Origin of the sequence: Comamonas sp. Z3 (assembly GCF_008121565.1) — a bacterium.
GTDB classification, from domain to species: Bacteria; Pseudomonadota; Gammaproteobacteria; order Burkholderiales; family Burkholderiaceae_C; genus Comamonas; species Comamonas brasiliensis.
In genome coordinates, this window is record NZ_VOQU01000008.1 from 341,405 (window position 1) to 363,213 (window position 21,809).

General features: G+C 61.3%; 26 protein-coding genes. 8 read left to right on the forward strand and 18 right to left on the reverse strand.

The window, feature by feature from the left end:
• Positions 1-17 precede the first annotated feature (17 nt).
• Positions 18-494, forward strand: coding sequence for an Lrp/AsnC ligand binding domain-containing protein (locus FSY59_RS23275; protein WP_003053519.1), 477 nt, complete (start codon positions 18-20; stop codon positions 492-494).
• 197 nt (positions 495-691) lie between these two features.
• Complete coding sequence (locus tag FSY59_RS23280) at positions 692-2,236, forward strand: PAS domain-containing methyl-accepting chemotaxis protein (RefSeq protein WP_148729767.1); 1,545 nt, start codon at positions 692-694, stop codon at positions 2,234-2,236.
• A 90-nt stretch (positions 2,237-2,326) separates the two neighbouring features.
• Here FSY59_RS23280 and FSY59_RS23285 read toward each other — a convergent pair whose 3' ends face one another.
• The 4 genes from FSY59_RS23285 to FSY59_RS23300 are packed head-to-tail and all read right to left on the reverse strand — an operon-like array spanning position 2,327 to position 4,707.
• Positions 2,327-2,803, reverse strand: a complete 477-nt coding sequence (locus FSY59_RS23285) for a DUF2269 domain-containing protein (RefSeq protein ID WP_003053521.1) — start codon at positions 2,801-2,803, stop codon at positions 2,327-2,329.
• Positions 2,800-3,231, reverse strand: a complete 432-nt coding sequence (locus tag FSY59_RS23290; RefSeq protein WP_019043995.1) for a DoxX-like family protein — start codon at positions 3,229-3,231, stop codon at positions 2,800-2,802. The genes FSY59_RS23285 and FSY59_RS23290 overlap by 4 nt, the downstream gene beginning before the upstream one ends.
• Positions 3,224-4,108: an NAD-dependent epimerase/dehydratase family protein gene (locus FSY59_RS23295; RefSeq protein ID WP_148729768.1), complete on the reverse strand. Its 885-nt coding sequence runs from the start codon at positions 4,106-4,108 to the stop codon at positions 3,224-3,226. The genes FSY59_RS23290 and FSY59_RS23295 overlap by 8 nt, the downstream gene beginning before the upstream one ends.
• Positions 4,109-4,155: 47 nt before the next feature.
• The gene (locus FSY59_RS23300) at positions 4,156-4,707 is read right to left on the reverse strand and encodes a GbsR/MarR family transcriptional regulator (protein ID WP_003053524.1); all 552 of its coding nucleotides are present in this window, start codon (positions 4,705-4,707) and stop codon (positions 4,156-4,158) included.
• Between the two features lie 233 nt (positions 4,708-4,940).
• Here FSY59_RS23300 and FSY59_RS23305 point away from each other — a divergent pair, with 233 nt between their 5' ends.
• Together FSY59_RS23305 and rlmD are read left to right on the forward strand one after the other, a co-directional pair.
• A complete protein-coding gene (locus tag FSY59_RS23305; protein ID WP_003053526.1) occupies positions 4,941-5,252 on the forward strand; it encodes a hypothetical protein in 312 nt (103 codons plus the stop codon).
• A gap of 163 nt (positions 5,253-5,415) precedes the next feature.
• A complete protein-coding gene (rlmD, locus tag FSY59_RS23310) occupies positions 5,416-6,915 on the forward strand; it encodes a 23S rRNA (uracil(1939)-C(5))-methyltransferase RlmD (RefSeq protein ID WP_148729769.1) in 1,500 nt (499 codons plus the stop codon).
• 37 nt (positions 6,916-6,952) lie between these two features.
• Here the strand turns inward: rlmD and FSY59_RS23315 are convergent, their stop codons facing one another.
• The 6 genes from FSY59_RS23315 to FSY59_RS23340 all read right to left on the reverse strand — a co-directional run bounded on the left by FSY59_RS23315 (position 6,953) and on the right by FSY59_RS23340 (position 11,054).
• The gene (locus FSY59_RS23315) at positions 6,953-7,870 is read right to left on the reverse strand and encodes a ZIP family metal transporter (protein WP_019043999.1); all 918 of its coding nucleotides are present in this window, start codon (positions 7,868-7,870) and stop codon (positions 6,953-6,955) included.
• A gap of 3 nt (positions 7,871-7,873) precedes the next feature.
• A complete protein-coding gene (locus tag FSY59_RS23320) occupies positions 7,874-8,509 on the reverse strand; it encodes a superoxide dismutase (protein ID WP_148729770.1) in 636 nt (211 codons plus the stop codon).
• A 29-nt stretch (positions 8,510-8,538) separates the two neighbouring features.
• Entirely contained in the window at positions 8,539-9,054 is a 516-nt protein-coding gene (locus tag FSY59_RS23325) for a hypothetical protein (RefSeq protein WP_148729771.1), read from the reverse strand.
• A complete protein-coding gene (locus FSY59_RS23330) occupies positions 9,051-9,548 on the reverse strand; it encodes a DUF2325 domain-containing protein (protein WP_148729772.1) in 498 nt (165 codons plus the stop codon). Before FSY59_RS23330 ends, FSY59_RS23325 begins: the two co-directional genes overlap by 4 nt.
• 315 nt (positions 9,549-9,863) lie before the next feature.
• Entirely contained in the window at positions 9,864-10,217 is a 354-nt protein-coding gene (locus FSY59_RS23335; RefSeq protein ID WP_148729773.1) for a hypothetical protein, read from the reverse strand.
• Between the two features lie 144 nt (positions 10,218-10,361).
• On the reverse strand, positions 10,362-11,054 hold the full coding sequence (locus tag FSY59_RS23340; RefSeq protein WP_003053535.1) for a Bax inhibitor-1/YccA family protein: 693 nt from the start codon (positions 11,052-11,054) through the stop codon (positions 10,362-10,364).
• A 192-nt stretch (positions 11,055-11,246) separates the two neighbouring features.
• On the opposite strand from FSY59_RS23340, the gene FSY59_RS23345 reads away from it, so the two are divergent.
• On the forward strand, positions 11,247-11,654 hold the full coding sequence (locus FSY59_RS23345; RefSeq protein WP_003053536.1) for a heme-binding protein: 408 nt from the start codon (positions 11,247-11,249) through the stop codon (positions 11,652-11,654).
• A 205-nt stretch (positions 11,655-11,859) separates the two neighbouring features.
• Here the strand turns inward: FSY59_RS23345 and hemP are convergent, their stop codons facing one another.
• From hemP to FSY59_RS23385, 8 genes are all read right to left on the reverse strand, one after another.
• Complete coding sequence (hemP, locus tag FSY59_RS23350) at positions 11,860-12,069, reverse strand: hemin uptake protein HemP (RefSeq protein WP_003053537.1); 210 nt, start codon at positions 12,067-12,069, stop codon at positions 11,860-11,862.
• 254 nt (positions 12,070-12,323) lie between these two features.
• Complete coding sequence (locus FSY59_RS23355; RefSeq protein ID WP_003053538.1) at positions 12,324-12,740, reverse strand: biopolymer transporter ExbD; 417 nt, start codon at positions 12,738-12,740, stop codon at positions 12,324-12,326.
• A 3-nt stretch (positions 12,741-12,743) separates the two neighbouring features.
• On the reverse strand, positions 12,744-13,466 hold the full coding sequence (locus FSY59_RS23360) for a MotA/TolQ/ExbB proton channel family protein (protein ID WP_003053540.1): 723 nt from the start codon (positions 13,464-13,466) through the stop codon (positions 12,744-12,746).
• Between the two features lie 23 nt (positions 13,467-13,489).
• A complete protein-coding gene (locus FSY59_RS23365; protein WP_148729774.1) occupies positions 13,490-14,218 on the reverse strand; it encodes an energy transducer TonB in 729 nt (242 codons plus the stop codon).
• Positions 14,219-14,362: 144 nt separating this feature from the next.
• Positions 14,363-14,656, reverse strand: coding sequence for a bacterioferritin-associated ferredoxin (locus FSY59_RS23370; protein WP_029158775.1), 294 nt, complete (start codon positions 14,654-14,656; stop codon positions 14,363-14,365).
• A 95-nt stretch (positions 14,657-14,751) separates the two neighbouring features.
• The gene (locus FSY59_RS23375; RefSeq protein ID WP_050871622.1) at positions 14,752-15,879 is read right to left on the reverse strand and encodes an alpha-hydroxy acid oxidase; all 1,128 of its coding nucleotides are present in this window, start codon (positions 15,877-15,879) and stop codon (positions 14,752-14,754) included.
• Positions 15,880-15,998: 119 nt separating this feature from the next.
• A complete protein-coding gene (locus tag FSY59_RS23380) occupies positions 15,999-16,679 on the reverse strand; it encodes a Fe2+-dependent dioxygenase (RefSeq protein ID WP_019044007.1) in 681 nt (226 codons plus the stop codon).
• A 289-nt stretch (positions 16,680-16,968) separates the two neighbouring features.
• Positions 16,969-19,260 carry a TonB-dependent siderophore receptor gene (locus tag FSY59_RS23385; protein WP_019044008.1) on the reverse strand — a complete coding sequence of 764 codons (2,292 nt, stop codon included), beginning with the start codon at positions 19,258-19,260 and terminating at the stop codon, positions 16,969-16,971.
• 369 nt (positions 19,261-19,629) lie between these two features.
• Here FSY59_RS23385 and FSY59_RS23390 point away from each other — a divergent pair, with 369 nt between their 5' ends.
• From FSY59_RS23390 to FSY59_RS23400, 3 genes are all read left to right on the forward strand, one after another.
• Positions 19,630-20,280, forward strand: a complete 651-nt coding sequence (locus FSY59_RS23390; protein WP_003053550.1) for a PepSY-associated TM helix domain-containing protein — start codon at positions 19,630-19,632, stop codon at positions 20,278-20,280.
• Between the two features lie 28 nt (positions 20,281-20,308).
• Complete coding sequence (locus FSY59_RS23395; RefSeq protein ID WP_003053552.1) at positions 20,309-20,830, forward strand: DUF2271 domain-containing protein; 522 nt, start codon at positions 20,309-20,311, stop codon at positions 20,828-20,830.
• 164 nt (positions 20,831-20,994) lie between these two features.
• Positions 20,995-21,795, forward strand: a complete 801-nt coding sequence (locus FSY59_RS23400; RefSeq protein WP_148729775.1) for a DUF4198 domain-containing protein — start codon at positions 20,995-20,997, stop codon at positions 21,793-21,795.
• Positions 21,796-21,809 lie beyond the last annotated feature (14 nt).

The window sequence follows — 21,809 nt, forward strand, 5'->3', positions numbered from 1 at the left end:
GAAAGAGGAATTCACCAATGAATGACGCTTCAGAAGTGGATATCGACAGGATTGATCGAAAAATACTGGCAATTCTGCAAACCGACGGGCGTATCTCCAATCTGCGCCTGGCTGAACAGGTGGCGCTTTCACCCACGGCCGTACAGGCTCGCGTGGCCCGGCTCACGCGCGACGCCTACATCCTGGGCTACGAGGCGCGTCTGAATCCGCAGAAGCTGGGCGTGGGCATGACGGTGTTTGTCGAGGTGCTGCTGGATCGCACCACTCCCCATGTGTTTGATGAGTTCAAGGCCGCCGTGCTGGCCTATCCCGCCATCATGGAATGCCATATGGTGGCAGGCGGCTTTGACTATCTGCTCAAGACCCGCATGGCCGATATGGCCGCCTACCGCGACTTTGCGGGCCGGGTGCTATGGCAGCTTCCGGGTGTGCGCGAGACCAGAACCTATGCGGTGATGGAGGAGATCAAGGATGATGCGCGGCTGCCTTTGTAGGAGAGGAGCGCGTTTGAATGAAGGGATCAGGGCTCTGTGTCTGCGTTGATGCGGGCTAGCAACAACTGATTTTTCAGGAATGGATGGGGCGCAAAAAACATGTAAATAATTGATACACACAGAGGTGGCTGCTGCAGCGCAGACTGCGGCACAAGGCTGTGCAGTCTTTCTCGATCAATGACCAGAAAGCGGCATCTATGCGAGTCAATGCACCAGTGACACAGCGTGAGTACAGCTTTGATGAAAATGCCACTCTGATGTCCACCACGGACACGGAGAGCTACATCAAATATGCCAATCAGGCATTCATGGAGGTCAGCGGCTTCGAGCCGCAAGAGGTTCTTGGCCAGACGCACAATCTGGTGCGCCACCCGGACATGCCTCCGGCCGCTTTTGCCGACATGTGGGCCACGCTCAAAAGCGGCGAGCCCTGGAGCGCACTGGTCAAGAACCGGCGCAAGAACGGGGACCACTACTGGGTTCGGGCCAATGCCATTCCCATCATCCGCAATGACAAGGCCAAGGGCTATATGTCGGTGCGCACGCAGCCCGAGCGCAAAGAGGTCGAGGCGGCACAAAAGCTGTATGAAACCATGCATGACAAGGGCGCTGCCGCCCCCGAGCTGCACAAGGGCATCGTCTCCAGGAAGGGGCTGGGGAAGGTGCTTTCGATCTGGCGGCACATGGGGGTGCGCCGGCGTATCCGGCTGAACTCGCTGGCTTTGTGGGGCGCCCTGGTGCTCGGTGCCTGGCTGCTGGGCCAAAGCCAGATGCAGTTTCTGTCGATGGCGGCCTTCATGACGGTCGCCCTGATGGTCATGACGCTATTGCTCGAGAGCCAGTTCGCCACGCCGCTGGAGCTGCTCAAGCGTCAGTCGCTGAACGTGGCAACCGGCAACAACCGGCAGACGGAATATCTGCAGCGCACGGATGAAATCGGCACCACGCTGCGTACGGTCAACCAGATCGGTCTCATGTTTCGCTGGCTGGTGGACGATGTGAATCAGCAGGCCCTGAATGTCCAGCAGGCCTGCAATGAAATCGAGCAGGGCAACAGCTATCTGCACGGGCAGACGGAGCAACTGGCGGTGAATGTGGCGCAAACCTCGGCATCCATGGAGCAGATCACGGCCCGGGTTCAGTCCAGCGCTGATACGGCGCAAAAAGCCGGAGTGCTTGCCAGCGAAGCCAGTGCAGCGGCCCTGCGCGGGGGGCAGTCCATGGATCAGATCGTCGCCACCATGGACTCCATTACCGCCAACTCCCGCCGCATTGCCGACATCGTCGGCGTGATTGACAGCATTGCGTTTCAAACCAATTTGCTGGCCCTGAATGCAGCCGTGGAGGCAGCTCGTGCGGGCGAGCACGGCAGGGGCTTTGCGGTGGTTGCCGGCGAGGTACGGGCACTGGCTCAGCGCAGCGCAGATGCAGCCAAGGAGATCAAGACACTCATTCAGGCCAGCACCGCCAATATCGAAGCCGGCTCTCTCGTCGTGAACGATGCGGGGCGCAACATCGGCGATATCGTTTCCCAGGCCCGCAGCGTTGCGGACTTCATTGCCGAGATCAGCAAGGCCACGCGCGAGCAGAGCGAGGAGATCACCCAGGTCGGCAAGTCGGTGGCGGACATGGACTATCTGACGCAGCAGAACGCGCAACTGGTGACTCAGGGCGCGCAGGCCTCCAGCAGCATGCAATGGCAGGTGAAGAATCTCGTGGAAGCGATTGGCGTGTTCCGGTAGCTGGCGAATTCAGGGCAGTCCGATGGCTGCGATGGGTTGCGGGCTGCCCTGCTTGGGCAGGATGTGGGCGATCAGCCCGTGACAAGTACCTCAGCCCCAGAGCACTGGCTTGTTCACCATCAAATAATAGGTGCCGGCCATGGCTACAAAGGCGGGGTAGCCCAGGGCCTCCCAGCGCAACTGATACTGCCGGAAAAGCGGCGGCAGGGCCTGGCTCTGGCTATGGGCCTGAGTCGCCATCGCCGCCATGCGGATCTGCAGCCAGACCACGGGAAGCCAGCAAATGCCGGCCAGCGCATACAAGCCCAGCGAAAGCGCGAGCCAGGGCGTGGTCAGCGGCCAGCCTGCGAGATAGGCCATGGCAATGCCCGTGATGGGCTGGATAAAGACGCAGGGAGTGGTGAACCACCAGTCGGCCCGAACCACCAGGCGGCTGACCACGGCCTGGGCCGCGACCGAACCACTGCGGTTGGCAAAGAACATATAGAAGGCCGAACCCAGGCCGGTGCCGACCAGCAGCACGCTGGAGAGGATGTGCAGCGTCTTGAGCAGCAGATAGGTATTCATGATTCAAGCCTGTGGGAAGAGTTGTGTGCCTGCAGCAAAAACCACAACATGGCGGCGATGGGCAGGTTCTTGAGCAGCGGCCCGAGCGGATGCAGCCACAGCGCGGGTTGAAGCGCCGTGCCGATCACGGTCATGGCCGTCATCAGCAACAGGGCTGTCAGATAGCTGGCCCGCCCCGGGCGCAGCAGCAAGGCCAGGCCCAGCGCCAAATCGGCCAGCAGCCCGGACCAGATCAGCAGTGCCTGCCAGCGCGCATCGACGATGCCGCCTTCGGCCAGCAGGCGTGCACCTTCGTGCCTGAGTCCCGAGAGTCCGAAATAGTCCAGTGCGCTGACGAGGGCCGTGCCCAGCCAGACGACGACCAGGCTGGCGTGCATGTATCTGGCTGCCTGTTCGCTGGCGTGGCTTCTGTTCTGCAGATCAGGCATGGCGGCGGCCTTCCCTGGGCACGGTACCCAGCATGGCACCCGGAGCCACGGGCGCACGCCCCAGCAACGTGGCCAGGGTCCGGGGATCGGTGACGTTGTCGTTTTCCAGCAAGGCCATGGTTTCGCTGCACCAGGGCAGGGTGGTAATCTGGTCGCCGACTCTGGCACTGCCCTTGCTCATCCAGTCGGGCAGCGCGTATACCGATGCCGGGCCATAACCCATCTGGCTGCGCAGGCTGGCGATGAAGGCCTCGGTCGAAAGCGGCTCGGGGCCGCCGATTTCGACCATGCCTTCGGGGGCATCCGATGTCGCCATATGCGCGAGCACATCGGCCAGATCACGCACGGCCACGGGCTGTATCTGGCTGCTGCGCATGAGCTCGGGCAGCAGCAACAGGGGCAGCCTGGCCAGATTCATGAACAGCTGGCTGCTGGCGCCCCCCGCACCGAAGATGATGCTGGGGCGCACGACGACGGGATTGAGCAGGCCCTGCCTGCCCAGCGCCAGCAGGTGTTCGTCGGCAGCGCGCTTGGTCGTGGCGTACTGGGTGCCGCTCAGTCCCGCGCCCAGTGCCGAGACCTGAACCACGCGGCGCACGCCGGCCTGCGCACAGGCATCGAACAGCGCCATGGGTGCCAGGGCGTGCAGGGTCTGCAGATCCTGGCCGGGCTTGTCGCGCAGAGCGCCTACTGCATTGATGACGGCGTCGATGCCATGCAGATGCTCAAGCCACGCCTCGGCTGTCGTGCAGACGCCGAAATCCAGAGGCGGCTGGCTGTGGCGGCTGCGCACCACGGGGTCGTGGCCCAGCAGGGCCAGGGCATTCACGATATGTCGGCCCAGAAAACCGGTGCCGCCGCAGATCAGAACTCGCATACGCTACTCCTTTTCAGTTTTCTGCCTTGACAGAATTCAGCTCGGTTTCAGTCGTTGTCCTTGCCCTGGCCGCCGTCCCTGCCGCGGACAAAGCGCTGGACGCTGGCACCCAGGCGCAGGATCTTGTCCAGCGTGGCAGGGGACAGGCGCAGCATCTCGTCGGTCCAGATGCCCAGCGAATCCATGAGGCGCAGGGTCTCGTGCACGCGGTCCTGGGTATCGGCTGTCTCCTGCTCGAATTCGGGCCTGGCGATCAGCTCGCGCAGCAGCGCGCTGGTGGGATCGAACTCCCGCTGCTTGCGCTCTCGCACAATGGTGCGCAGCAACTCCCAGACATCGGCCGAGGTCTCGAAATATTCACGCCGATCGCCGCTCCTGCGGCTGGTGCGAATCAGGTTCCAGTTCAGCAGCTCCTTGAGGCTGTTGCTGACGTTGGAGCGGGCCGCGCCCAGGGTTTCGCAGATCTCATCGGCATTGAGGGGGCGGCCATGAAAGAACAGCAGTGCATGAATTTGCGCCACCGTGCGATTCACGCCCCAGGCGTTCCCCATGTCTCCCCAGTGGTGCACAAAGCGTTCAGCGATAGGACTCAGTTGCATGAGATGCAGTGTGGTCTCGCTCGAAATTTCTGTCAATACAGAAATTTGAATTTTTGAGCAGCCGCTTTTCTGCTTAGGGCAATGCTCATGTGATCAGCGCACTCCGGCGGGGAGGATTGGAAGCGGATTTTCTTTGGCTGAAGAAAATTCGAGCAGATTCGCTCACGGTGTCCGTACTCGTAAAATAGCCGCATTACAGGGGGCATGGAGCCCCGTCAGGGAAGGGAGAGTTCATGACCGCTGCATCCGCCTTGCGTGCTGCCTTGATTTTGTCGGCCTGCGCCTTGGCACAGGCCGCGTCGGCCGCCTGCTATTTTGTCTATGCGCCCAATAACGAGCTGATCTATCGCTCCAATGTGGCGCCAGTCGATCTCTCCTTGCCCCTGCACCAGACGGTGTCGCAACTCTCCCCCGGAGCGCGCATGTTTTTCTCGCTCGACGAGTACAACTGCGCCACCGAGGTCAATCTGATTGCCGAGCGTGCCCAGATTGCCGCGGCGCGCAACAACCGCGAGCGTCGCCTGCGCGAAGAGCAGCGCTTCTGATTACATAGCTTTCAGCGCTTTTCCAATAAGCGTTTGAGGCATTTTTTATGCTTGCTATCTGACTCGCGGCAGATGCAGGGGCCAGGGCGTCATCCCGCAGCCCGTGCAGTTTTTTGCCGTGGTCTGCCCTCGGGTATGGGGTGGCCTGAGACAATCGGCCACCATGAGTGAATCCCGCGACAACAAAATTCCCGAGAACCTGCCCGAAGTCCCATCTGATGCCCCGGCGTTGCCCGAGGGTTGGCTGGAAGTGCTGTCCATGGACATGGATGCCCAGGGTGTAGCCCGCAAGCCTGATGGCAAGGTCGTCTTCATCGACGGCGCCCTGACCGGTGAAATCGTCAGCGCCAACACCCATCGCAAGAAGAACAACTGGGAAGCAGCCACGCTGACCGAAATCCATCGCGAATCCTCGCAGCGCGTTACGCCTGGCTGCCCTAATTTCGGCCTGCACGCCGGTGCCTGCGGCGGCTGCAAGATGCAGCATCTGCATGTGGCGGCCCAGGTCGCGATCAAGCAGCGTGTGCTGGAGGACAACCTCTGGCATCTGGCCAAGGTCAAACCCGAGACGCTGCTGCGCCCCATCGAAGGACCGGCCTGGGGCTATCGCTTCCGCTCGCGCCTGTCGGTGCGCTATGTGGCCAAGAAGGGCAAGGTGCTGGTGGGCTTTCACGAGCGCAAGAGCCGCTACATCGCCGACATGGAGGTCTGCAAGATTTTGCCGCCCCATGTGGATGCCATGCTCATGCCCATGCGCGCTTTGATCGCCAGCATGGATGCCCGCGAAACCTGCCCGCAGATCGAAGTGGCTTGCGGTGACCATGTCACCGCCCTGGTGCTGCGCCATCTGGAGCCTCTGTCGGATGCCGACAAGCAGCGCCTGCGCGACTTCGCTGCCGCGCAGAACGTGCAATGGTGGCTGCAGCCCAAGGGCCCGGATACCGTGCATCTGATGGAGGAAGGCGGCACACAGCTGTCTTATGGTCTGCCGGACTTCGGCATCACCATGCCTTTCAAGCCTACCGACTTCACCCAGGTCAATCCGCATATCAACCGCGTGCTGGTCACGCGCTCGCTGCGCCTGCTCGATGCGAAAGAAGACGAGCGCGTCATCGACTGGTTCTGCGGCCTGGGCAATTTCACGCTGCCGATCGCCACCATGGCCCGCGAGGTGCTGGGCATCGAAGGCTCGGAAACCCTGGTCAAGCGCTCGCACGAAAACTACGCTGGCAACAATGCCACGCGCAGCGAAGATGACAAGCTGGCTCCCACCAGCTTCGTGGCGCGCAATCTGTTCGAGATGACACCTGCCATGCTGATTGCCGACGGCAACTCCGACAAATGGCTGGTCGATCCCCCGCGTGAAGGTGCGTTTGCGCTTTCCAAGGCACTGGCCGATATTCACCAGATCCGCATCGGCGCCAAGCAGACTGGTGTGGCCTCCGAAGAGCAGCCCGATTTTCTGCCGCCGCTGCCCGAGGGGCAGGAAAACTGGCAGTTCCCCAAGCGCATTGTCTATGTGAGCTGCAACCCGGCCACGCTGGCGCGTGATGCGGGCTTGCTGGTGCATCAGGCGGGCTATCGCTGCGTGGCAGCGGGTGTGGTGAATATGTTCCCGCATACGGCGCATGTGGAGTCCATGGCCGTTTTCGAGCGCGCATAAGAGCGCAAGCGCATGAACTGCGCCGGCATGGCGCAGTTCAGCCGCCCAGGGTGGTGTCCAGAATCATCATCAAGACAAAGCCCAGCATGAGTCCTGTGGTGGCCCAGGCTTCATGGCCTTTGCGATGCGATTCGGGAATGATTTCGTGGCTGATGACAAACAGCATGGCACCAGCGGCGAAGCCAAGACCCCAGGGCAGCAGCATGGTGGAGCTGCTGACCACGATGGCGCCGATCACGGCGCCCAGGGGCTCGATCAACCCTGTCAGAGCCCCCAGCACCACTGCAAAACCGCGGGTATAGCCGGCTGCCAGCAAAGAGGCCGCGACGACAAAACCCTCGGGCACATCCTGTATGGCAATGCCCAGCGTCAGCGAGCTGGCACGCAGCCCCTCGTTGGCGGCATAACCCACGCCTATGGCCAGACCCTCCGGAAGATTGTGCAGGGTGATGGCAATGACAAACAGCCAGGTGCGCCGCAGCTGCTTGGCATCGGCGCCTTCACGGCCTTTGATGAAGTGCTCGTGCGGCAGCAGGCGATCCATGACCAGCAGGGCTGCACCTCCGAGCAAGATGGCTGCGCCGATCAAGGCACCGCTCAGCCATTCGCTGCTGGCGGGCGAGGTCGCTGCCTTGGCGGCTTCCAGTCCGGGGAGGATCAATGAAAAGGCGCAGGCAGCCAGCATCACGCCTGCGCCAAAGCCAAACAGCGTGTCCTGTGTGCGCTCGGACGGATGTTGGGTCAGCAGCACCGGCAAAGCGCCCAGCGCGGTCGCCAGTGCCGCTACGCTTCCGCCTAGCAGTGCATTCAGTGCTGCGGGATTGGTCTGCAGCTGCTTCCAGACCATGGATGCCAGCACCAGAGCACCGGCCGCAGAGATCAGCAGCCCGAGCCTGGTCCTGAGCGGCAGGGGCGTCTGGCTGGAGGAGGCGGTCTGCAGTCCGTCCGGGCCCATGGTTCAGCTCCTGACAGCCTGGGTGGCGGCAGCAAAGCGGCGCGCCACTTCATTCCAGTCCACCACGTTGTAGAAGGCGGCGATGTATTCGGGGCGGCGGTTCTGGTATTTCAGGTAATAGGCATGCTCCCAGACGTCCAGGCCCAGAATCGGCGTGTTGCCGCTGCCAATGCCCAGCATCAGAGGGTTGTCCTGGTTGGCGCTGCTTTCCACATGCAGCTTGCCGCTGCGGTCCACGCTGAGCCAGGCCCAGCCGCTGCCAAAGCGGCTGATGGCAGCCTTGGTGAATTCGGTCTTGAAGTTCTCGAAGCCGCCAAGGTCCTTGTCAATGGCTGCTGCAAGAGCGTTCTGCGGAAGACCTCCGCCGCCGGGAGACATGACTTGCCAGAACAGGCTGTGATTGGCATGGCCGCCGCCGTTGTTGCGCACGGCCTGCCGCAGCGCTTGCGGCAGCGATTCGATCTTGGCGAGCAGATCGTCCAGCGACCATTGCGCGTACTCGCTGCCTTCGAGTGCCGCATTGAGGTTGTTGACGTAGGTCTGATGGTGCCTGCAGTAGTGGATCTCCATGGTTTGCGCATCGATATGCGGCTCCAGTGCCGCGTAGTCGTAGGCCAGTGGGGGCAGGGTATAGCTCATGATTGAATGCCTTGGCAGTGAGAGAGAGGTCAGTGCAGTGATGAATGCACGGACTCGAAGCTGGCAAGGCAGGACTGCCTGTCGCTGGCGGGGTGAGTGAGAGGGAAAGCGGATGTCGAGGCGCAGACGCCCGCGGCGGCATGAGGGTCTGCTGCACCGTGCCCGGCCCGTGCGGCCAGCAGCTGGGGCAGATGACGGTATATCGCCAGACTCAGGGAAGGGCTGGCACAGCCCTGCTGCAGCAGTGACATCAGGGTCTGCTGCACTTCATGCAGACATTCGGAGGACGAACCCGGCTGGCCTGCGGCAGCAAAGGCATCCGCCAGATTCAGGTGGGCCACGACAAAGGCTGCAACGCGGTCATCGTCGGCAATGTCTCCGGGTTCCGCGTTGAGTAGCTGCAGACCCAGCTGCTGCGCATGGCGATAGTGCTTTTGCGCCGAGAGATGGCGATGCTCCAGCGTTGCCGCCAGCGCCGTGCGGGTGTGCCGCTTCCATGCGGACAGCAAATCGGCAGCCGAGGCGTTTGTCGTGCGGACTTTCATGAGGCGCCCTCGATGCAGGCTTGGGCTGCCACGACTTTTCCGTCCTCTCCCGATGGATGAATGCGCACCACCCGCAAGGCGTTCGGCTGATCCACCAGCAGGCAGGTCTTGCCGGTGCGCTTGCAGTGATCCTTCACGCGCCAGTAGGCGCCATCACTGATGCAGCCCGTCTGGCAGATCACCAGATCGGCAGCGTGCAGGCTGTCCTCCAGCAACTGCTGCTGGCTGTCGGCCGCCTCGACCAAAGGCCAGTCAATGCCGGCTGCCGTGGCTGTCTGAGATGCTGGGGGTACTTGAAGCGGGGCTTGCACCAGATTCAGTGCCATGGCCTTGGCCAGCGCGTGGCGCTGCTCACGCTCCCAGGCCAGAGCGCTGTCACGGACAATGACTTTGGCCCTGATGTGCACCAGCTGCCGCTTGAGCGCCTCCACTTCGCGAGCCAGCGATTGCATCTGTGCCGTGCAGCGGGTCTGCACTTCCATGTAGGTCAGCATGAGGGCCTCATGCTCAAGGCGTAGTTGGTTGAAGTCATCATCTGGCACGGCAGTCTTGTCCCCATGGTTGAGAGCACAACAGAACTCGTCGCTGGGATGCGTGTATGTGCAGCTAAGAATGGAATCAATAATTCATGAATATAAATGAGAATTGTTTGTATTCAATACACGTAAAGAAAATATGCCATCCGGGAGTGCGTGGACAGGGCGGTTGCCGGATATGAAAAAAGCCGTAGCAGTGTTGCTACGGCCAGTGCCGATCGATGTTCAGTGACAGTGCCAGGAGCTCATGCTCCGGGCCTGCCATCAGCGATTTCAGCTGCGGTTACGGCTGCTGCCGTTGTCGGGCTCTGCAGCACTGCGCTTTTCGGCGGCACTCTGTCCCAGCACGGAAGGCACGCCTTCGATCTTGTTGGAGCGCATGTATTCATCCATGTCCTTCCAGCCCGCAAACACCAGCGCCTTGGGTGCCTTGGGGTTGAGGACGTAGCAGTCTTCCAGTCCGCGCATGGCATGCCGACAGGCGCCGCCAATGGCCTTGGCTTCGGATTCGCGCGCCACGGTGCGTGGATCAGGGCCCAGGCCCGGAATGTCTTCGATCTTGCAGCCTGCCAGTACCAGAGGCAGCAGGGCAATGGCAAGTGCGCGGGGAAGGTGGTTTGGCTTCATCTTGTTTGCTTATCGGCAGCGGCAGCCGGGAATTTAGGCCATGGCTGAAATTTCCATTGCGGCGATGGCCGTGCCCGGCATCAGACTACTGCAAACAAAAAGGAGTGCGCAAGGCACTCCTTCTTGACCGAGCAGCAGCGAGGCTTAGTCGCGATCGCCGCCCATGATGCCGAGCAGGGCCAGCAGGCTCTGGAACACGTTGAACAGGTCCAGGTACAGGGCCAGGGTGGCGCTGATGTAGTTGGTCTCGCCGCCATCGATGATCTGCTTGAGGTCATACAGCATATAGGCGGAGAAGATGCCGATAGCCAGCATGGAGATGGCCATCATGCCTGCCGTGGAGCCCACGAAGACGTTGATGATGGCACCCACCATCAGCACCAGAGCGCCCACGAACAGGAACTTGCCCATGCCCGACAGGTCGCGCTTGATCACGGTGGCCAGCATGGCCATCACGAAGAACACGCCAGCGGTGCCCGCAAATGCCGTCATGATCAGCTGGGTGCCGTTGGAGAAGCCCAGGATCATCCCGATCAGGCGCGAGAGCATCAGGCCCATGAAGAAGGTGAAGGCCAGCAGCACGGGCACGCCGGCGGCGCTGTGCTTGGTCTTCTCGATCGCGAACATGAAGCCGAAGGCGCCGACCATGAACACGATCAGGCCCACGCCGCCCGTCAGCGCGCGAGTCATGCCAGTGGCTACGCCCAGCCAAGCGCCCAGCACGGTGGGGATCAGGCTGAGTGCCAGCAGCCAGTAGGTATTGCGCAAGACACGGTTGCGCTCTTGCTGCGAGACACCGTAGCCCGCAGAGCCCAGTGTGGTGACTTGTTCGTTCATGTAGCCATTCCTCCTTCAGGAATTGTGGGTTGAAACATTATCATTCTAGGTGGGGGTCTTGAGAAGCCTTTGCAATACCCCGTTGCAATGCGGCAGTTTTAGGATGGAATGTTTTTCACATCGCATCTACTTTTGCCTGCAAGGTACAGAATATGCTTGCTGCATTGACAATCCAACGGAGCTTTTTATCTCATGAAAACCAAGCACGAACTCGAACTGGCCGATGTGAAAGCCATCGCTGCGGCTGCCGAAGCTGAAGCACTGAAGAACAACTGGCCCGTGACGATCTCCATCGTGGACGACGGCGGCCATCTGCTGCTGTTGCAGCGCATGGATGGTGCTGCTCCCATTTCTTCCCATATCGCGCCCGCCAAGGCGCGCTCTGCAGCCGTGGGCCGCAAGGACACCAAGGCTTTCGAAGACATGATCAACAACGGTCGTACCGCTTTTCTGAGCGCTCCCTTTGTGGACGGTCTGCTCGAAGGTGGCGTGGCCATCGTCAAGGACGGCCAGGTGCTGGGCGCCGTGGGTGTCTCCGGCGTGAAGGCCAATGAAGACGCACAGGTTGCCAAGGCCGGCATTGCGGCCCTGGGTCTGTAATCGCGCTTGATTTCTGCCACTGCGGTGGCAGAGACCAAAACAAAACCCCTGCCGCTTGATGCGCGCAGGGGTTTTGTTTTGGCGGGTTGCGAATGAGGAAAAAACGCGTGGCTATGTGAAGTGTGGGCACAAGAGAGGGCAGGTGCTCTGCAACGACTATGGCTGGCGAATCGACACTTGCGGTGTCGCCCCACGATGAAACGGTCTATTTGGTCAGGATGAGCTTGCCCAGCTTGGTGGCCTGCAGACGATAGGGCGTGCCGTTGTGCAGGATGGTGACGGCCTTCTGGCCGTTGAGCAGCAGGGCGCTGTCCAGGCCCAGGCTGGAGCCGGCAGCGGCTGAGGGATTTGCAGCAGCCATGGAGGAAGAGCTGCGGTTGTTGGGCTGTGAGGTCGCAACAAGCGGTGCAGACATGCCGTGATTCCTTAAGTTCAAAACTGGTGTAATGATAACAATTCTCAATTGAAACGCAAGTGATACGTAGTCTCATTTGCGAAAAAACATTGTTTATTTTTCTGGCGGAATCTGTCCGTCCGTGCGCCAGCCCGGGATTTCTGCCTTGCGATGGTGTGCAAGAGCTGGGCGGGCGGGATGCGGATGCCATTGCTCGATGTCATTCGAGTCATAAAAAACGGCCCCGGAGGGCCGTTTTTTGAATAAGCATGCGCTTACTGGGTGGGGTCGGTCACAAAGCCGATTTTCTTGACGCCAGCGCGCTGGGCGGCGGCCATGGCCTGAGCCACACGTTCGTAGCGCACGTCCTTGTCGCCGCGGATGTGCAGGTCGGGCTGAGGCTCCTTGACGGCTTCGGCCTGGAGATTGGTCTCCAGCTGCTCGTCGCTGATGTCCTGGCCGTTCCAGGAATACTTGCCGTCGGCCGTGATGCCCAGCTGCACGGTGGCAGGCTTGGTGTCCTCGGGCTGGTTGGTGGCGCGGGGCAGGTCCACGTTGACCGAGTGCTTCATCACGGGCACGGTGATGATGAAGATGATGAGCAGCACCAACATGACGTCCACCAGAGGGGTCATGTTGATTTCGTTCATCACATCATCGCTGTCCCCATCATCCATGGTTCCGAACGACATGGCTTAGGCGCCTTTCTTCAGGGGCAGCACATTGCCGGAAATCTGACCGTCCACGGAAACGCGGGCACCGGTCACGAAATAGGCGTGCACGTCGTGGGCAAAGCTGTTCAGTGCATTCAGAATGCCCTTGTTGCCGCGTACCAGGGCGTTGTAGCCCAGCACGGCAGGGATGGCGACTGCCAGACCCAGTGCGGTCATGATCAGCGCTTCGCCGATGGGGCCGGCCACCTTGTCGATGGAGGACTGACCCGACATGCCGATGGCCACCAGTGCGTGGTAGATGCCCCAGACGGTACCGAACAGGCCGATGAAGGGGGCGGTGGAGCCCACGGAAGCCAGAATCGCCAGACCGGATTGCAGGCGGGCCGTGAATTCGTTGATGCCGTTGCGCAGGCAGCGTGTCACCCAGTCGCTGATGTCCAGTGTGTCATGCAGATGGACGCTGGTCTTGCGGTGGTGAGCCGAGGCTTCACGGCCTTCGAGCACCATGAAGCGGAAGGGGTTCTGCTTGTCGTCACCGAGCTTTTCCAGGCCGGTGGCCAGATCGGGGCTGTGCCAGAAGTCCTGCGCCTGGGTGGCGAACTTCTTGAATTTCACGATATCCAGGGCCTTGAGAACGATGACCAGCCAAGAGGCCACCGACATGACCAGCAAGATGATGGCCACGCCTTTGGTCACGAAGTCGCCCTGTGTCCAGACGTGGGCAATGCCGAATTGGGATTCCATGGGTACTCCTGAGAACTGCAGATTTATTTGAGAACAAAGTTGATGGGCACGATGTGCCACATGGGTTCGGCCACGCCGTTGCGCTTGCCGGGGACAAACTTCCACTGGCGCACGGTATTGACGGCCGCTTCATCCAGACGGTCAAAGCCGCTGGACTGCTTGATTTCGATTTTCTCGGGCTGGCCCTGCTCGTTGATATAGACGCGCAGCAGGACCTTGCCTTGTTCACCCATGCGCTTGCTGACCGAAGGATAAGCGGGAGCGGGGTTGTTCAGATAGGCCGCATTGCTCGATGGCTGCTCGATCTTGGGCGGAGCTGGTGGTGCCTGAGGTGCGGGCGGGGTTGGAGGAGCCGGGGGCGCGGGTGGCGCTGGCGGCGTCTTGTCCGGTTTGCTGTCGCTGTTCTCCAGGGCGCCCTGAGGCGCGGCCGGTGCCGGCGTTGGATCCTTGATGGCCTTGGGCAGCGGAGCCTTCTTGATCTCGGGCTTGGGCTGTGGCTTGGGTACGGGTTTGGGCGCTGGTGCAGGAGGCTTGGGGGGCGGAGGCGGAGCCGGCGGGGTGGGTTCGGCGGCAGGCGGTGCCACAAACTGGGCAATCACGCTGGCGGGAATCACTACCTCTGGCAGCTTTTGCTGTGCCAGACCATGTTGCATGGCCCACAGGGCAGCAGCATGCGCAACCACCACAGCACCAGCAACTGCCATATTGCGGCTTGGGCCGCTGGCAGGTGCAAATCGATCAGACTGGGACATAAGAGCGAGAAGAGCAACCAGCGCAGGCTGGAATCAGAAAGGAGAAGCGCTGGTCAACCGGCAATAGCAGGCACAGGAAACAGGGCACGCAGACAGGAACGCATCATTCACGCAGGATCCACCAGGTGCATACCATCACGAGGATCAGACTGCCGAAGACGGCTGAGAGGACGGAGAGGTGGGCCATGCTTTGCTTTCCAGGATATTGGTGGCAAGCTGAACCGTCTGCATCGACGCGCGGGATTGCGCTTCGTTGTGGATGGCCGCGATCGGATGACTGGCACTGCACTGGGCGACGACATCGCGTGCGCAGCCTTCGCAGCGCCCGCATTGTGTGGCAACGCCCAATTCAAACTGGATTTCGTCAAAGCTCATCCCCGCATGCGCGTGGCGTGCTATTTCTCGGTCAGAAACCCGGCGGCATACACAGACGATCATGGCTACAGGCAGTTGTTGCTGGCTATTGATGCAATAGGCGGAGTATAAATGAGAATCCATCGCATTTGCAATGCATGCCGCCAAATTACGCACATTCAGCAAGTGGTTAAGAGCCCGGGCCCGATCTGATCGAGGCTGGCGCAGCCTGTCTGCGCCATGGCCAGTTCCAGTTCGGCGCGCAGCAAATACAGCATATGGGCCACGCCCAGCATGCCGGCCACTGCCAGGGCATGCATCTGGGGCCGTCCCAGCAGCACGGCACTGGCGCCCAGGGCGATGGCCTTGAGCACATCGGTTCCCTGACGCACGCCGCCATCCATCAGCAGCGGGATATGGGCAGGCGTGGCCGCGCGTATGGCAGGCAGCACTTCCAGGGCGGAGACGGCGCTGTCCAGCACGCGCCCGCCATGGTTGGAGACCACGATGGCATCGGCCCCCAGTTCCACGGCTTTCGCGGCGGCGCGGGCCGAGAGCAGGCCCTTGACGATCAGCGGCAGCCGGGTTTGCTGGCGCAGCCAGACCAGGTCGTCCCAGGTGGGGGCGCCTCGGGCCAGCTCGGAGCCGAACAGAATATGCTCGCTCATCAGATCGCCACTCTGGCTCTGCCTGGGCATGCCGTGCAGATTGACGGCCTCTACGCCTGGCGGCAGCGGGTAGCTGGAGCGTTTGATATGGGCGTCCACCGTCCAGACCAGTGCCTGATAACCGGCGTCTTCGGCACGCCGGATCAGCTGCAGCGTGTGCTCGCGTGCCGCCTGCTGGTAGAGCTGAAACCAGAGCGGGCCGCTGCGCCCCAGCTCCTGGGCTGCGGCTTGTGCGGCCTGGGCAATGGCTTCCAGGGTGTAACTGGACAGGGTGCTGACCACCATGCCGGTGCGCATGGCCATGGCCGCGCGTGCCGTGGCGAGTTCGCCTTCGGGATGCGCCAGCTGTTGATAGGCTACAGGTGCCAGCAGCAACGGCCAGTCCAGACTCCGGCCCAGCAGGCTTTGCCGCGTATGGGCATCTGACAGATCGGCCAGCGGTTCCGGGCAGAGGCGAAAGCGGTCAAACGCCTGCCTGTTATGTGCCAGCGTCAGCCCCTGATCGGCGCCGCTTTCGATATGCGCCCAGGAGTGGGCTTCCATATGCTCGCGCGCCAGCCGGGCGTAGTCCGCCAGGGAGCCTATCTGCGCGGAAATCTGCGGCAGTGGCGGTTTGACGGGCTGGCCTGCGGCATTCAAACGTTCAACAGTCATAAATCAAGCCGGTTGGAGGGGGATGGGGCGGCAGAGCAGGCACGGTGCAGGGGGGGCAGCTGGCAAGGCCTGCCCAGCAGCGCAGGCTGTCGTCCCCCGGGGGGCTAGCTTTCAGACCACATGCGCAACAGATTGTGATAAGTGCCCGAGAGGGCGGCGACGCGCGGGTGTTCGGGCTGCTCCTGGGTGAGTTGCTGAATGCTCTGGTCCAGATCGAACAGCAGACGGCGCTGCTCCGCCGACTTGACCAGGCTGTGCGTCCAGAAGAACGATGCATAGCGCGTGCCGCGCGTGACGGGGTTGACGCGGTGCAGGCTGGTGCCGGGGTAGACGATGGCATCGCCGGCCGCCAGTTTCACGCCTTGCTGGCCGAAGGTATCTTCCACCATCAGCTCGCCGCCTTCGTATTCGTCGGGATCGCTGAAGAAGACCGTGGTGGAGACATCGGTTCTGACCTTGATGGCGGTACCCGGAATGGTGAAGAATGCATTGTCGATATGGTTGCCATAAGTGCCTCCGCCCTCGTAGCGATTGAAGCGCGGCGGCAAGACCTTGAGCGGCAGGGCTGCCGACATGAACAGGGGGTTGCGGCCCAGCCGGTCCAGGATCAGGTCGCCGATCTGCTGGCCGGTCTTGCTGTCCAGCGGCAGCTGCAGATTGCTCTTGACCTGAGCCGCCACATGACCGGCTGTGGCCTTGCCGTCCTGCCAGCTGGCGGCTTCCAGCGCCTGGCGGCAGTGGCGTACTTCATCGGGAGTGAGCAGGCTGGGGATGCGTAGCAGCATGGCAGGAGTGAGGCGATATCTATCTGTGGATGATCGGGGTTACATCAATAACCATAGCTGGTAGCGCTTGTTAATTATTGTTTTCAGTGGATTTTTGACTTGAAAACGTTTGTAGGCGGGCGCAAGAAGCTATGGTTTTGATGGCAAATCAGACTTTGCGAGCCAGCGGCAATGCGCTTGACCCGCCAAGTGTGCATGTAAAAAGCCCCGCTGGCATCAGGAGCCTGCGGGGCTTCGGGGCATGGTTTGCAGCAAGCCTGCGCCAGATCAAGCGCAGGCAGGGCTTGCATCAGTACGTGAACTTGAGCGAAGCCACGGCAGAGCGGCCGGCAGCCATGGTGGCGTAGTGGGGTGAACGCACGCCGCTGTAGTAGACCTTGTCGCCCAGGTTGAAGACATTCAGCTGGAAGGCCAGATTCTTGTCGATCTGGTAGGCCATCATCGCGTCAAAGCGGGTGTAGCCGCCGACGCCCTTGGTCACGATGCCGCCAGAATTGCTGTATGCATAGGCTGCATTGACGCTGCTTTGCGCATAGACGCCCAGACCCAGGGTCAGCTTGGGCATGGGCTTGTAGCTGGTCCACAGGCTGAAGCTGTGCTTGGGCGTGTTGATGAAGGCCTGACCGTTGGCGGCCGAGGTGACGCATTTGAGAGGCGTGCCGGAGCAGGTCTGTCCAGCGTTCTTCTGCTCGCTATCCATATAGGTATAGCCGCCGAAGACGCTCAGGTTGGACAGGATGCGGCCGGTGAAGCCCAGCTCCAGACCGTTGACCACCTTGTCGCCACCCATGAAGACGGCACCAGTGCCATCGGTGATACGGACATTGGTGACGTTGTTGCGGAAGATGGCGGCAGTCAGGCCCAGGTTCTTGTCCAGCAGATCCCACTTGGTGCCCAGCTCCATGGAGCGGGTTTTCTCGGGCTTCAGATTGGCCAGCGCATCGGAGGTGATGGCCAGATCTTCGCTGCCGTTGCCCAGGGTCGAGCCGCCGGGACGCGAGGAGGTGCCGATATTGGCGTAGATGCTGCCATTGGCGGCGGGCTTGTAGACCAGACCCAGCTGGTAGTTGAACAAGGTGTCGCTGCGAGAGTAGTCGAAGGCGGCAGACTTGGCGTTGGTGATGGGGTTGGTGTAGTCAGGAGCCGCAGTCGATGTCTTGTAGTGGTCGACGCGCAGGCCCGCATTGAGCAGCCATTGCTCATTGAACTTCAAGGTGTCGAAGCCATAGATCGCAACGGTGTCGATCTTGTTGCGGGTGGTGCGACCCTTGTCCCAGGCGTAGTTCCAGGGCGTGGAGGCATCGGGATTGTTCAGCGAGGTGCACCACATATTGAGTGATGTGCAAGTGCTGGTGGTGCCGTCTTGTATGGCGCCGGACTGGGCATCGGACTTTTCCTTGGACAGCTCCAGGCCGAAGGCATAGCTGTGGCCGATGGAGCCGGTCTGCTCCTTGCCGGTGAACTCGGTCACGTTCTGCAGGGTTTCCACATCGGAGAAGCGGAAGTTGCCGCGGCGCCAGACATAGCCGTTGAGAACGTTGCCCTTGGAGTCGTCGGGCTGGGTCCAGACATAGTCCTGCTTGCTCTTGCTGTAGCGCAGGCTGTTGCGGATCTTGTTGGTGTCGGTGAACTTGTGTTCCACCGAGGCCGTGAACAGATCGCTCTTTTCCTTCTGGTAGTCACGGTTGTTCATGCCGTACCAGTTGGCGCTGTTGCTGCCATAGCTGGGGCGAACCGTCGAGCCGCCGGCCAGCTTGGCCATGGCGGCATTGCTGTACAGATAAGGCACGCCGCCATCGGGCATGCTGTCGGTCTGCAGATGCTGCCAGGACAGGGTCACTTCGGTGGGCGTGCCCATGCCGAAGGTCACGGTGGGGGCAATGCCCCAGCGCTTGTTGTCGGGGCCGTTGCGACCCGGAACGTCGGCGCTGTGACCCATGGCGTTCAGACGAATGCCGGTGGTCTCGTTGATCTTGCGGTTGATGTCCAGGGTGCCGCGCAGGTAGTTGTCGGTGCCCAGGCCCACATCGCCGGAGATGAAATTCTCGTTCTTGGCCTTCTTGGTGGTGATGTTGATGGAGCCGCCGGCGCCGCCACGACCGGCGTAGGCCGAGTCCGCGCCCTTGATGACTTCCACGGATTCCACGTTGAACAACTCGCGCGTGCCGGAAGCGATGTCACGCATGCCGTCCACAAAGGTGCTGGACTGGGCGTCCATGCCGCGGATGAAGGGCTGGTCGCCGGTGGGGTTGCCACCTTCGCCGTTGCCGAAGGTGATGCCGGGGGTGGAGCGCAGAGCATCCTGCAGGCTGGTGGCACCGGTCTGCTTGATGATCTCTTCATTGATGACCTGAACGGTCTTGGGCGTGTCCAGCAGGGGGGCGGTGAACTTGCCCTGGGGGCTGGCTTCGGTCTTGAAGCTGGCGTCGGCCGCGGCTTCCACATTCACGGTGGACAAGGTGGTTTCCTGCTGAGCCATCGCGCTGGCACCAATCAGGCACAGGCCTGCGGCAATCACGATTTGCTTGAGCTCGCAGCGCAAGCCGTTGGAGTCAGTGGGGGTCAGATAGTGGTTGGACATGCTTTTGATGAAGAGTCGATTTTTGAAAAAGCGTGCGGATTCTAGGTGATATTGATAATAATTCTCGATACCATTCAATAATGGCTGCGGATACCCTACGTTTTGTTGCAGCAGGGCAACAGCATAGGATGCGAGGCGGCTATGCGAGGGCGCGGGATCCGCGCCGCCGTGGGTTCTCGGGACGGCTCAATGACCCTGGTCATGACCGGGCGCTTTGTTTACGCCAGGTAAAGTAAATAGAAGTGATATGCATTTAGAATTTTGCGCAACTAGAATGCCGCCTTGCCGTGTACCCAAGGCCGGGCCTTGTGGCGCGATGTCGCGCAGGCCGGTTCGGCCCGGCGGCGATGCAATCCCAGAAAGTTCTGAATGACCGCGGCTTCCTCCAACGCTCCGCAGCGGGCGTATTGGCTCAAAAAATTACATGAGTGGCACTGGATCAGCTCCGCCATCTGTCTGATCGGCATGCTGCTGTTTGCCGTGACGGGGTTCACCCTGAATCACGCCGGGCAGATCGAGTCCAAGCCCAAGGTCGAATCGCGTGACGCACAGCTGCCCCCGGAATTGCTCGAAAAGCTCCAGCAAGCCCAGAAGCAGGGCTTGCTGGCTGCCGGCAAGGATGCGGTGGGTATGCCTGCCGATGTGGATGGTTGGCTGGCTCAGCAGATCAAGGTCAGTGCCAAGGGCTTTGCCGTGGAATGGAGCGAGGACGAGGCCTATGTGCCCATGCCGCGCCCGGGCGGCGATGCCTGGCTGCGCGTGGACCTGAAGGAGGGCTCGGTCGAGTACGAGAAGACCGACCGGGGCTGGATCTCCTACCTCAACGACTTGCACAAGGGGCGTAATACCGGCGGTGCCTGGAGCTTGTTCATCGACATCTTTGCGGTCGGTTGCCTGGTGTTCTGCATCACGGGTCTGCTGATTCTGAAGATGCATGCACAGCGCCGGCCGATGACCTGGCCCATGGTGGGTCTGGGTCTGGTGCTGCCGGCCCTGCTGGTTCTGCTGCTCGTGCACTGAGTCCAAGAATTTTGTGAAGGAAGAGAAAATGGCTAAGCGGATTTTCAAAACCTCGGTGGCATTGAGCGCCGTGGTGGGCCTGCCGGCACTCGCGGGCGGCATGAATGTGGCGGTGACCGTGCCCCAGTTGCAGGTGGCCGAATACCACAAGCCCTATGTTGCTGTGTGGCTGGAAAAGGCCGATGGCGGCGTGGCCGCCAATCTGTCCGTCTGGTACGACGCAAAGATGAAGAATGCCGAGGGCACCAAGTGGCTCAAGGACATGCGCCAGTGGTGGCGCCGTACGGGCCGTGAGCTGAGCTTCCCCATCGACGGTGTGACCCAGCCGACCAAGCCCGTGGGCAGCCATGCGCTGTCCTTTGCCGAAGGCAAGAACCCGCTGCCCCAGCTGGCTCCCGGTCAGTACAAGCTGATGGTGGAAGCCGCCCGTGAAGTCGGCGGCCGCGAGCTGGTATCCATTCCCTTCGAGTGGCCCGTCAAGCAGGCCACCAGCCTGAGCGCCAATGGCAGCACCGAGCTGGGCGCGATCAAGCTGGAATTGAAGCCTTGATCGCCCTCTGAGGCGCTTGGCCTAGGCGGCCCCGCGCCTTCCCCCTCTCTGCTTCGCGGAGAGGGGCAGCATCTTCGCTGCGAGGCGGCTCTTGTTCGGTGTTCCTGGCCTGGGCATCGCCTCATTTTCGGATTTGTCACCCTTTCTGTTTTCAAGGACCTGATATGAAGTTCCAAACTCGCGCCATCGTCGCTGCAACTCTGGCTCTGGCTGCCCTGGGCGCTCAGGCGCATGATCTGTGGTTCAAGCCTTCCAGCACCGTGCTGTCCAAGTCTGACTGGGTCACGGTGGATGCCGCCGTGTCCAACGATGTGTTCTTCTTCAACCATCGTCCGTTGGGTCTGGAGGCCGTCAAGGTGACCGCGCCCGATGGTGCGGCGGTGGAAATGAAGAATGTGGCCAAGGGCGAGCTGCGCAGCATGTTCGACTTCAAGCCCGAGAAGACAGGTACCTACCGCGTCACCATGCTGATGACCGGCGTGATGGGCGGCTACAAGGATGCCAACGGCCAGCCCAAGCGCCTGCGTGGCTCGGTGGAAGAAGTGCTCAAGCAGATTCCTGCCGATGCCAAGGAAGTGCGCGTGACCGAGAACCTGCGTCGCATGGAAACCTTTGTGTCCCTGGGCAAGCCCTCGGCACTGGCGCTGACCGGCAAGGGCCTGGAACTCAAGCCCGTGACCCACCCCAATGATCTGGTGGCCAGCGAAGAGGCGACTTTCGAGTTTCAGATCGACGGCAAGCCTGCTGCGGATCTGGAGCTGGAGCTGGTGGCCGACGGCATTCGCTACCGCGACGGTGTGGATGCCATGAAGCTCAAGACCGATGCCAAGGGCCAGGTCAAGATCAAGTTCCCTCGCGCAGGACTGTTCTGGCTGAACGCCGATGCCACGGACAAGAAGACCAGCATCGCCAAGGCCACAGAGCGCCGCCTGGGCTATATCGCGACTCTGGAAGTTCTGCCTTAAGCGCTGTCGCTTGA